Consider the following 10,789-nt stretch of genomic DNA (forward strand, 5'->3'; position numbering starts at 1 on the left):
GGGTGGCGTGGTGGCCGGGACGGGACCATGCTTGGCCTCATGCGTCGGCGCACCACGGCGGCCCTGGCCGCCTCCACCGTGCTCGGGGCCGGGGCGGCCGTGGGCGCGGTCGTGGCCGGGCGGTGGGCGGGCGACACCGCGCTCAGCGTCGCCAGGCCCCAGCGCCCCGCCGGATTCGGCCGCGCCACGCTCGTCGTGCACGCCACCACGGACGACAGGATCACCCTCACCCGCACGCTGGACTCCGTGCGCCCCGGCACCTACGGCATCATCGCCAGGGCCTGCCACGCCGTCGTCGGCCCCGTCCTCGACGTCCCCGTGGCGCCCCACAGCGTCGTCCGCAGGCTGGAGCGCGTCAACCGCGGCGAACTCATCCCCGGCACCACCGTGGAGCTCACCCCGCAGCTCCACCGCGGCGACCCCACCGCCCTCGGCATCGCCCACACCGACGTCTCCATCCCGGCGGAGCAGGGCACGTTGCCCGCCTGGTTCGTCGAGGGGGACCGCGACACCTGGATCATCGCCCTCCACGGCCTCGGCGCCACACGCGAGCACCCGCTCAACCTGCTGCCGTTCCTCCACGACCACCGCTTCCCCGTCCTCGTCCCCGGCTACCGGGGCGACCCCGGCGCGCCCCGGCCCGCCGACCGCGTCAGCCGCCTGGGCGCCGCCGAGTGGCACGACGCCGACGCCGCCCTGCGCCACGCCGTCGGCCGGGGCGCCGAGCGCGTGGTCCTCTACGGCTGGTCCGCGGGCGCCGCCATGGCCCTGCGCGCCGCCCGCCACTCCCCGGACCGCGACCGCCTCTGCGGCCTCGTCCTCGACTCGCCCGTCCTCGACCCGGAGGCCACGCTGCGCGCCCTCGCCGCCGACCGCGGCGTTCCCCGGCCGCTGCTGCCGCTCGCCGTCCGCGCCGCCCGCGGCGGCTTCGGCCTCGACCCGGGCGACCGCCCTCCGGAGAACCCGCTCGCCTCCCGGGGGACACCGCTGCCCGTCCTCGTGCTGCACGGCCCGGCGGACACCATCGCGCCCTGGGACGCGTCCCGCGCGCTGGCCGCGCGCCACCCGGAGGCCGTCACCCTCCACTCCGTGCCCGACGCGCAGCACGCCGCCCTGTGGAACGCGGATCCCGCCGCCTACGAGGAGCGGCTGCGCCACTTCCTGACCCCGCTCATGTAGGCCGCTGGGCGGGGGGTTTGGGCTTTCGAGGCCGGACCGGTGAAACTGCTCCCGTGACGTCCCGAACTCCGCGTGAGCCCCGGTTGCGACTTGTCCCTCAGACACCCACCCAGCGCGCCGCGGCGGGCAGACGCGCGCCGGCCGGCAGGAGGACCCCCACACCCCCCAAAGGCGTCGCCCCGCAGGACGAGCTGGCCCGGCGCGCCCGCGCCCTCCTGGCCGACGCCGTCCGCCTCGCGCACTGGGCCGAGCGCACCGGCACCTCGCCCGACGCCGCCGCCGAGCGGGCCGCGCAGGAGCTGGGCCTGACCGTCAGCCAGGTCCGCGACCACTGGGGCCGCGCCCGCCTCGCCGGGCTCGTCGAGCAGAGCCAGGAGCGCCAGGGCGAACAGCCGCGCGCCGGGTGGCGGCTGCGCGCCTGGGACCGCGACGACACGGCGGCGCTGCGCGGCTGGGTCGCGCTGTTCGACGCGTGGTCCCTGGCCAGGCCCGCGCCCCCGGACGCCGACCCGGGCGCGCTGGCCGACGTGGTCGCGGCCGTTCCGCAGCTGCTGTCGGTCATGCAGCTCTCGGACGGCCCGGTGACCGGGGCCGGGCTCATCGACCTGCTGCGCCGGCGCATCTCCGAGCTGCGCGCTGACCGCGCCTCGGACGACGGGATAACGGACGGCAGCGACACCGCGGAGCTGGTCCGCCTCCTCGGCTGGGCGCTCGACACCCTCGCCGCCGTCGGCGCCCTCACCCTCCACGCCCGCAGCCACCACCCGGAGCGGGCCGTCCTCACCGAGCTCGGCAGCTGGGCGATGTGGACCAAGCTGGAGCACATCTGCATCGCCGCCCAGAGCCCCGCGGGCAACATCGAGCAGTCCGCCGTCGCCATGCTCCGCGGCTGCGCCAACCTCACCCCGGGGCCCGCCCGCGCCGAGTACCGCGCCTGGCTCGCCGTGCGCCCCAGCGGACCGGCCGTCACCGAGCTGCTCAACGCCGCCCGCGGCGAGGACGCCCTCATCCGGGGCCTGGCCTTCGAGGCGCTGCGCGTCGTCGGCGCCCCCGCCCTGCCCGCCATACGGGCCGCCTCCGACGAGCCGGTGCTCCGTCCCTATGCGCTGCTGTGGCTGGCCGACCACCAGGCGGGCGACCCCCGCGACACCACGGACTCCGCCCACGGGATCCTCACCCGCGCCGAGGAGACCTGGCTCTGGGTGGACACCGCGTCGGCCGCGCACGAGCACGGCGCCGAGCGGGTCCTGCTCGACCACCTGGACGCCGCCCCCCAGCCCTCCGTCGTCGAACTGGTCAACGAGATCCGCACCTGCGGCCACCCCCGCACGGTTCAGGTGCTGCTCGCCCTCGCCGCCGCCCACCCCGATCCGGCCGTGGCCAAACGCGTCAGGCGTGCCGCGTTCCAGGTCCACACGGGCGGCGCCTGAGCCATGGCCGCCCCGCGGGCCGCCGGCTCCTCTCACCCGGAAAACCGGTTGCCCGGCACCGGTAGACTGCCCGCATGGACACATCGCTCCTCGTGCATTAGCGGACGTACGCCTCGCCCCAGTTCGCGCCCGTACGTTCCCCTTCGCATTCCTGGAGTCAGTCCGTGATCACCGCCTCCGGCATCGAGCTGCGCGCCGGTGCCCGCATCCTCATCGAGTCCGCGTCCTTCCGCATCGCCAAGGGCGACCGCATCGGGCTGGTCGGGCGCAACGGCGCCGGCAAGACCACGCTCACCAAGTGCCTCGCCGGCGAGGGCACACCGGCCGGCGGCACCATCACCCGCGGCGGCGAGGTGGGCTACCTGCCGCAGGACCCGCGCACCGGCGACCTCGGCATCCTCGCCCGCGACCGCATCCTCTCCGCCCGCGGCCTGGACACCGTGCTGCGCGGCATGCGCGAGAACGAGGAGCGGATGTCCGCCGGCCAGGGAGCCGTGCGCGACCGCGCCATGAAGAAGTACGAGCGTCTGGAGACCGAGTTCCTGACCAGGGGCGGATACGCGGCGGAGGCTGAGGCGGCGACCATCGCCGCCAGCCTCGGGCTGCCCGACCGCGTGCTCGGCCAGCCGCTCCACACGCTCTCCGGCGGCCAGCGCCGCCGCGTCGAGCTGGCCCGCATCCTCTTCTCGGACGCCGACACCCTGCTGCTCGACGAGCCGACGAACCACCTGGACGCCGACTCGGTCGTCTGGCTCCGCGACTTCCTGAGGACCTACCGCGGCGGCCTGGTCGTGATCTCCCACGACATCAACCTGATCGAGACCGTGGTCAACAAGGTGTTCTACCTGGACGCCAACCGGTCCCATATCGACATCTACAACATGGGCTGGAAGCAGTACCAGGTCCAGCGCGAGGCCGACGAGAAGCGCCGCAGGCGCGAGCGGGCCAACGCGGAGAAGAAGGCCGCCGCCCTGAACGCGCAGGCCGACAAGATGCGCGCCAAGGCCACCAAGGCGACCGCCGCGCAGAACATGGCCCGCCGCGCCGAGCGGCTGCTGTCCGGTCTCGAGGACGAGCGCCGCAACGACAAGGTGGCCAAGCTCCGCTTCCCCGACCCGGCGCCCTGCGGCAAGACACCGCTCACCGCCGAGTCGCTGTCCAAGTCCTACGGCTCGCTGGAGATCTTCACCGACGTCTCGCTCGCCATCGACCGGGGCTCGCGCGTGGTCATCCTCGGGCTCAACGGCGCGGGCAAGACCACGTTGCTGCGCCTCCTGGCCGGGATCGAGAAGCCGGACACCGGCGGGGTCGCCCCGGGCCACGGCCTGAAGCTGGGCTACTACGCCCAGGAGCACGAGACGCTGGACCCGGACCGGACCGTGCTGGAGAACATGCGCTCGGCCGCCCCGGACATGGACATGGTCGACGTCCGCAAGACGCTGGGCTCCTTCCTGTTCTCCGGCGAGGACGTGGACAAGCCCGCCTCGGTCCTCTCCGGCGGCGAGAAGACCCGCCTCGCCCTGGCCACCCTGGTCGTCTCCTCGGCCAACGTGCTGCTGCTCGACGAGCCGACGAACAACCTCGACCCGGCGAGCCGGGAGGAGATCCTCGGCGCGCTGCACAGCTTCTCCGGTGCGGTGGTCCTCGTCACGCACGACGAGGGCGCGGTGGACGCCCTCCAGCCGGAGCGCATCATCCTCCTTCCCGACGGCGTCGAGGACCTCTGGAGCGCCGACTACGCGGACCTGGTCGCTCTTGCGTGAGTGCCACGCGTCCACCGTTTGTGATCACGCGCGGTGGATCATTCGGCCCATGCTTGATCATTCATAAGAGTGAGGTCTGACGTACCCCGGCGCGTCCCGGCCCTGTGCCGAGCGCCGGGGTGCCGGTCCACTCTGACCTGCCCGTTTGTGCTCGAACACGCGCGGTGACCCGAGGACCGCGCGCTCCCCGCCGCCGGCCCGGCTGTCCGCTTGTCGTACGGACCTCGGTGAATGGGTGGCCAGGAAGCGGGATAGGGGTGATCATGAGAGAGCAGAGCGCACTTCGCACGAGGAGGCACGAGTGGCCGAGACTCTGAAGAAGGGCAGCCGGGTGACCGGCGCCGCGCGCGAGAGGCTCGCGGCGGACCTGAAGCAGAAATACGAGTCGGGAGCGAGCATCCGGGCGCTGGCCGAGGAGACCGGCAGGTCGTACGGCTTCGTGCACCGCATGCTCAGCGAGGCCGACGTCACACTGCGCGGCCGGGGCGGCGCGACGCGCGGCAAGAAGGCGGCCCCGACCCCCTGACGGCCCGGACCGGCCGAGGGCACGTTACGCTGCGGGCAGTTATTACCGCGCAGTAACACCCACCGGAGGCCGCGATGAGCCTGCTCGACACGGACGGAGTACGCGCCACCGTCACCGGCGCGGTGGCGACCGTCACGCTGACCCGCGCGGAGAAGCGCAACGCGCAGACCCCGGCGATGTGGCGGGCCCTGGCCGAGACCGGCAGGCGGCTGCCCGGCTCGGTCCGGGTGGTGGTGCTGCGCGGCGAGGGTGCCTCGTTCTCGGCCGGGCTCGACCGGCGGATCCTCACGCCCGGCGGCATCGAGGGCGAGATCTCCCTCCCCGGCCTGGCCCGTTCCTCCGACGGGGAACTGGACGCGACCATCGCCGGGTTCCAGGAGGCGTTCACCTGGTGGCGCGGGAGCGACCTGGTGACGGTAGCCGCCGTCCAGGGCCACGCGATCGGCGCGGGTTTCCAGCTCGCCCTCGCCTGCGACCTGCGCGTCTGCGCCGAGGACGCCCGGTTCGCCATGCGCGAGACCTCGCTCGGTCTGGTCCCCGACCTCGGGGGAACGCACCCGCTGGTCTCCCTGGTGGGGTACGCCCGCGCCCTGGAGATCTGTGCCACCGGCCGCGCCGTCCACGCCGAGGAGGCGGAGCGGATCGGCCTCGCCAACCTGGTGGTCCCCCTCACCGACCTCGACGCCGCCACCGACGACCTCACCGCGGCGCTGCTCGCCGCCCCGCGCGAGGCCCTGATCGAGACCAAGGCCCTGCTCCGGTCGGCGGCGGACCGCACCTATGACGCGCAACGCGCCCAGGAGCGCGCCGCGCAGGCCCGCCGCCTGCGCGACCTCGCGGGCCTGGGGGAGTGAGATCGGGGCCCGAGGCTCAGGGCCCTCAGGGCCCGACGATGTCGGTGACCACGACGGTGACGAGGGCCGGATCCCGCGCGGCGCGCGCCGCCGCCGCTCCGGCCGCGAGCGCGACATCGCGGGTGCGGTGGGTGGCGTCCGTGGTGAGCTGCACCCTGATCCGCCGGCCGTCGCCGGAGAGGACCACGGCCTGGGACGGGCCGCCCAGGTCGCCGGCGAGGTCCCGCACCCCGGGGACGGCGAGGACGGCCGCGGCCACCTCGGTGGCCGGACCCGCGGGGGGCACGCGCGCCGCCACCGGCTCCCGTGCCCGGTCCGCGGCCCCGGGAGGGGACGGCCGCGCCGGCTCGGTGTCGAGGCCGGTCACCTCGCAGTCGACCGCCGCCACCTCCAGGCCGAGGCGCCCGGCCGCCGCCGCGGCGAGGGCGGCGCGCACGTCCTCCGCGTACGCGGGCAACGGGCGCCGCGCGCCGGTCGCGAACCTCGCCGTGATCCGCAGCGGCCCCGGCGGGAGGCCGCTCGGCGGCGGGGGAACGGCGGCCTCGGGTCCGGGATCCCCGTCCGTGTCCGTGTCTGTGTCCGTGCCGGGGTCCGCGCGGGAGAGGCGGATCTCCTCCACCCGCACGCCGGGCACGGACTCGGCCGCCCGGCGCAGCACCGGCTCCGCCGCCCGTTCCGCCAGCCAGGCGCCCGCGCCGTTCACGGGTCTCCCGAGCGGCACCAGCCTGCCGAGGCTCAACTGCCGCCGCACCGCGCCGCGTACCGGGTCCGCACCCATGACCTTTACTCTCTGTTCTCACCCGGCCGTACTCAATGCGCCGGGACTGGGTACAGCATCTCGTATGTCGCGTGTCGGGGGACACGCCTAATGTGGCTCTCGGAAAGGGGTGAAGGCGCAGTGACCGACACCAGTACGGAGCAGGGCACGAGCACCACCGCCACGACGATCGACGCGCCCGGCAAGCAGTTGGGGACGCGCCGCGGCACGGGGGATCCCGCCACGCGGGGCCGTACCACCATCGCCGACGGCGTGGTGGCGAAGATCGCCGGGATGGCGGCGCGGGACGTGGTGGGCGTTCACGCCATGGGCAGCGGGCTCGCCCGTACGTTCGGCGCGGTGCGGGACCGCGTGCCGGGGGCGAGCAAGTCGGCGACCCGCGGCGTCAAGGCGGAGGTCGGCGAGGTGCAGACCGCGCTCGATCTCGAAATCGTTGTGGAGTACGGCGTTTCCATCGCCGACGTTTCCCGTACGGTACGGGAGAACGTCATCGCGGCCGTGGAGCGCATGACCGGGCTTGAGGTCGTCGAGGTCAACATCAACGTCGGCGACGTCAATCTGCCCGACGGCGAGGAGGACGACGACGAGCGGCCTCCGCTGCAATAGCCGGGACTGAGCGCGAGCCAGGAGCACATCATGAACATGGCTGTGGTCGGCATGATCGCCGGGATGGCGCTGGGCTTCGCCGCGTACTTCGGCGGATTCGGAGCCTTCCTGCTGGTGGCGGCGCTGGGCACCATCGGCTTCGTGGTCGGCAGGTTCGTCGACGGCGACCTGGAGCCGGGTGACTTCTTCCGGGTCAGGGACCGCGACGACGACCGGCGGCGGTGACGGTGACCGAGACCCGGACCGCGGACCCCGAGACGCCCGCGGGCGACCGCGGCGCGACGCGGATCACCGAGCGCGTCGTCGCCAAGCTCGCCGCGCAGGCGGCCAGGGAGGTGCTCCGCCCCGGCGGCGCGATGCCGGAGGCGACGGCGGTGGTGAGCCGGTCGCCCGGCACGGACGGCACCGGCGGCCTCGCGGCCGTCCGGGTCGCGGTCGAGCTGGGCTACCCCTCCGACATCGGGGCCCAGTGCGGCGCGGTGCGGCGTCATGTGGCCGACCGCATCCTGGAGTTGGCGGGCATGGAGGCGTCCTATGTGACCGTCGCCGTGGAACGGTTGCGCTCCGCCCACTTCCACGGGGACGTCACGGGGAGGGTGCGGTGAGCGGGCCCACCGAGGGCGAGAGGGAGGGGAAGGCCCCGACGCTGGAGAAGCCCGCCTCCGCGGAGGCGGGCGGCGGCCTGGCCCAGTCGGCTTCGGCCGCCCGTTACGAGCCCGGCGGCGGTGGGGACGCGGCGGCTCGCCGCTTCTGGTCGGTCCGCCGCGCCCCGGCCACGCTGGTGGCCATCGTGCTGCTGATCACCTCGGGGATGCTGCTCTACGACATCGTGTCCGTGCGCGCCACCCGCCCCGTCGCCACCTGGCGCCGCACCCTCGCCGACGACTTCGCCACCCGCGAGCTGGACGACCCCTGGGTCGCGGTGGGCGCGGGGGTGGCCGTCCTGGTGGGGACCTGGCTGGTCGTCATGGCGGTCAGCCCCGGCCTGCGCGCCCTGCTGCCGATGCGCCGGGACAGCGACCTGATGCGTTCCGGCATCGAACGCGCCGCCGCCGCCGTGATCCTGCGGGACCGCGCGATGGAGGTCTCGGGCGTCCAGGCGGTCCGGGTGACGGTGGGCCGCCGCCGGATCCGCGCCCAGGCCGAGGCGCACTTCCGCGAGCTCGACGTGGTCAGGTCCGACCTGGACGCCGTGCTCGACCACGGCATCAAGGAACTCGGCCTGGCCCGGCAGCCCGCGCTGAGCGTCCACGTGCGCCGCCCGGCGCGGCGGTGAGGTCGCGATGAAGGGGAAGAAGGGGGACGGCGTGCTCCGCATCGCCAACCGGGTGCTGATCGGCCTGATCGGCCTGCTCCTCATCGGCGTCGGCCTGGTGGCCCTGGTGGGCGCGCTCGACCTGCCCCGCCGCTGGGGGCTCTGGCTGCCCTCCGGCTTCTCGTGGCGCGCGCCGCACGACGTGCTGCTCACCCACGCCGACCGCACGCAGTTCCGGGACCACGGCTGGTGGTGGACGGTGGTCATCGGGAGCCTGGCCGTGGTGATGCTGCTCTCGCTGTGGTGGCTGCTGGCCCAGGTGCGGCGGCCCCGGCTGACCGAGGTGGTCGTCGACAGCGGCGACGGCGTCGGCGCGCTGCTGCGCGGCCGGGCGATGGAAGAGGTGGTCGCCGCCGAGGCCGAGTCCCTGCCCGGGGTCGAACGGGCCAGGGTCGCCATCGTCGGCCGGCGGGCCCAGCCACGGCTGCGGGTCGGCCTGCTGCTCACCCCCCAGGCCCGCCCCCACGAGGTGGTGGAACGCCTGCGCACCGAGGCCGTCGAACACGCCCGCGCCTCCGCCGGTCTCACGGCACTGCCCGCCGAGGCCCGCCTCCACCCCGCCCGCCACTCCGTGGACCGGGTCAGCTAGCCCCTTTCGCCGGGGACGAGCCCTCGCGGCCCAGCCGAGGGTCCCCGCGATGAGCATGCTGCTGATCAGCGGCGCGACGAGCACGGACAGGGAGGTTCCCTGCGAGAGCGGGACGCGGAGCAGGGGCGGCAGGACCGCCGGCGTGGCGACCTTCGCGGTGGTTCCCGGGGATCGCTCGGCGGCCACCGTGAACAGCGCCACGAGCGCGGGGATCCCCGTCGGCATGACCACGCTCAGCGTCAGCAGCGTGACGGCGACCGCGGCCGGCCGTCGCCGTCGCCACAGCAGCCCGCAGGCCAGCACGCCGATCGACCGGTCGGGCGTACCGAACCCGCCCGGCCACGGGGCCGCGAACGCGACCCTGCTCAGCGACCCGGTGCCGCCGAACAGGGACGAGAACAGATGCAGGTCGGGACCGGCCGCCCGGGCCGAGACGGCCGAGAGGGCCGCCGTCAGCAGGACGAGGAGCAGGTCGGTCACGCGGTCCCGGCGGAGAGGGACGGGGCGGCGGCCTGGCGGGGCGGCGGCTGGCGGCAGGCCAGGCGGCGCCCGCCCTGCCCCCATCCCAACCCCGGTCGGTACGAGACGGGTGGCCGCCTGGTGCAGGGCATGCGGGTGGCCTTCTCGGGCGACACCTCGATCGACCGCGAGGTCCTGGAGGACCAGGCGTTCGAGGCGGGGCTGCACATCGCCTCCTCCGTCTCCCGCCTCACCAGCCTGCTGGTCACCAACGACCCGGACGCCCTGACCTCCAAGGTGGCCAAGGCACGGACCTTCGGCACGCCCGTCCTCGACGAGGCGGCGTTCACCCAGCTGCTCCGGGACGTGGCGCCCGCGCCCGGCACCGCGCCGGGGTCCCTCCCCGGCGCCCTTCCGAACGAGGCGGCCCCGGGGACCGGGGGCTGACCCCCTTCGGGTACGGTCGGGGGCTGTGTACCGCTTTCTGCTGTCCCGGCAGTGGGTGATCCTCACCCTCGTCGCGCTGCTGCTGATCCCGGCCCTGGTCTGGCTCGGCTTCTGGCAGCTGGACCGGCACGAGCAGCGGGTCGCGCGCAACGACCTGATCTCGGCCAGCCTGGCGGCCCCGCCGGTGCCGATGGCCGAGCTGTCCCCGGTGGACGGCGCGATCGACCCGGAGGACCGGTACCGGCCGGTGACGGCGACCGGCGCCTACGACACGGAGCACGAGGTCGTGGTCCGGCAGCGCACGGACGCCGACGGCGCGGTGGGATACCACGTGCTGACGCCGCTGGTGCGGGAGGACGGCACGGGCGTCGTGGTCAACCGCGGCTGGATCCCCGCGGGCGACGACCTGACCACCATGCCCGAGGTGCCGGAGCCGCCCACGGGCGAGGTCACGGTCACCGGACGGCTGATGGCCGACGAGTCCTCCGGCACCACCGGCATCAGGGAGCGCTCGGGGCTGCCCGAGGGCATGGTGATGATGATCAACAGCGCCGAACGGGCGGACGCCACCGGCCTCCCCACGCTCGGCGGCTATCTGGAGCTGACCGCCACCTCCCCCGCCCCCGCGGACGCCGGCGCCCAGCCGGAGATGCTGCCGGAGCCGGACCACGCGGGCATCGGCGCGCACTTCGCGTACGCGCTCCAGTGGTGGCTGTTCGCCGCCGGGGTTCCGGTCGGGTGGGTGCTGCTGCTGCGCCGCGAGGTCCAGGACCGGCGGCGCGCGGAGGCCGCGCCCGCGCCCGCCCCCGCCGGCACGCCGGCGGGGGACGAGGGCCCCGGGCC

12 protein-coding genes and 1 pseudogene are annotated in these 10,789 nt (G+C 74.9%); 12 read left to right on the forward strand and 1 reads right to left on the reverse strand.

What is annotated here, in order from left to right:
- Nucleotides 1-39: 39 nt before the first annotated feature.
- The 5 genes from ADY01_RS26345 to ADY01_RS26365 all read left to right on the forward strand — a co-directional run bounded on the left by ADY01_RS26345 (nucleotide 40) and on the right by ADY01_RS26365 (nucleotide 5,752).
- On the forward strand, nucleotides 40-1,179 hold the full coding sequence (locus ADY01_RS26345; RefSeq protein WP_049578494.1) for an alpha/beta hydrolase: 1,140 nt from the start codon (nucleotides 40-42) through the stop codon (nucleotides 1,177-1,179).
- An 83-nt stretch (nucleotides 1,180-1,262) separates the two neighbouring features.
- Nucleotides 1,263-2,609 (forward strand): hypothetical protein, encoded by a 1,347-nt coding sequence (locus tag ADY01_RS26350; protein ID WP_049578496.1) that lies wholly within the window; start codon nucleotides 1,263-1,265, stop codon nucleotides 2,607-2,609.
- A gap of 164 nt (nucleotides 2,610-2,773) precedes the next feature.
- Nucleotides 2,774-4,372 carry an ABC-F family ATP-binding cassette domain-containing protein gene (locus ADY01_RS26355; protein ID WP_049578498.1) on the forward strand — a complete coding sequence of 533 codons (1,599 nt, stop codon included), beginning with the start codon at nucleotides 2,774-2,776 and terminating at the stop codon, nucleotides 4,370-4,372.
- A gap of 301 nt (nucleotides 4,373-4,673) precedes the next feature.
- Nucleotides 4,674-4,898, forward strand: coding sequence for a helix-turn-helix domain-containing protein (locus ADY01_RS26360; protein WP_049578499.1), 225 nt, complete (start codon nucleotides 4,674-4,676; stop codon nucleotides 4,896-4,898).
- Between the two features lie 74 nt (nucleotides 4,899-4,972).
- Nucleotides 4,973-5,752 carry an enoyl-CoA hydratase/isomerase family protein gene (locus ADY01_RS26365; protein ID WP_049578501.1) on the forward strand — a complete coding sequence of 260 codons (780 nt, stop codon included), beginning with the start codon at nucleotides 4,973-4,975 and terminating at the stop codon, nucleotides 5,750-5,752.
- Between the two features lie 25 nt (nucleotides 5,753-5,777).
- On the opposite strand, the gene ADY01_RS26370 is transcribed toward ADY01_RS26365, so the two are convergent.
- Nucleotides 5,778-6,530: a hypothetical protein gene (locus ADY01_RS26370; protein ID WP_053171223.1), complete on the reverse strand. Its 753-nt coding sequence runs from the start codon at nucleotides 6,528-6,530 to the stop codon at nucleotides 5,778-5,780.
- Between the two features lie 90 nt (nucleotides 6,531-6,620).
- Here ADY01_RS26370 and ADY01_RS26375 point away from each other — a divergent pair, with 90 nt between their 5' ends.
- The 7 genes and pseudogenes from ADY01_RS26375 to ADY01_RS26405 form a co-directional block, all read left to right on the forward strand.
- Entirely contained in the window at nucleotides 6,621-7,136 is a 516-nt protein-coding gene (locus tag ADY01_RS26375) for an Asp23/Gls24 family envelope stress response protein (RefSeq protein ID WP_078900623.1), read from the forward strand.
- A 30-nt stretch (nucleotides 7,137-7,166) separates the two neighbouring features.
- Nucleotides 7,167-7,361 (forward strand): hypothetical protein, encoded by a 195-nt coding sequence (locus ADY01_RS26380; protein ID WP_049578503.1) that lies wholly within the window; start codon nucleotides 7,167-7,169, stop codon nucleotides 7,359-7,361.
- 2 nt (nucleotides 7,362-7,363) lie between these two features.
- Entirely contained in the window at nucleotides 7,364-7,741 is a 378-nt protein-coding gene (locus tag ADY01_RS26385) for an Asp23/Gls24 family envelope stress response protein (protein WP_049578513.1), read from the forward strand.
- On the forward strand, nucleotides 7,738-8,412 hold the full coding sequence (locus tag ADY01_RS26390; protein ID WP_049578505.1) for a DUF6286 domain-containing protein: 675 nt from the start codon (nucleotides 7,738-7,740) through the stop codon (nucleotides 8,410-8,412). Before ADY01_RS26385 ends, ADY01_RS26390 begins: the two co-directional genes overlap by 4 nt.
- A 7-nt stretch (nucleotides 8,413-8,419) precedes the next feature.
- Nucleotides 8,420-9,040 (forward strand): alkaline shock response membrane anchor protein AmaP, encoded by a 621-nt coding sequence (gene amaP / locus ADY01_RS26395; RefSeq protein WP_199826312.1) that lies wholly within the window; start codon nucleotides 8,420-8,422, stop codon nucleotides 9,038-9,040.
- Between the two features lie 528 nt (nucleotides 9,041-9,568).
- Nucleotides 9,569-9,946, forward strand: a pseudogene (locus tag ADY01_RS26400) (BRCT domain-containing protein); the annotation flags it as partial.
- A gap of 25 nt (nucleotides 9,947-9,971) precedes the next feature.
- On the forward strand, nucleotides 9,972-10,789 hold an 818-nt coding region (locus tag ADY01_RS26405; protein ID WP_049578507.1), incomplete at its 3' end, for an SURF1 family protein.

It is taken from the genome of Streptomyces sp. SBT349 (genome assembly GCF_001083795.1).
Lineage (GTDB): Bacteria > Actinomycetota > Actinomycetes > Streptomycetales > Streptomycetaceae > Streptomyces.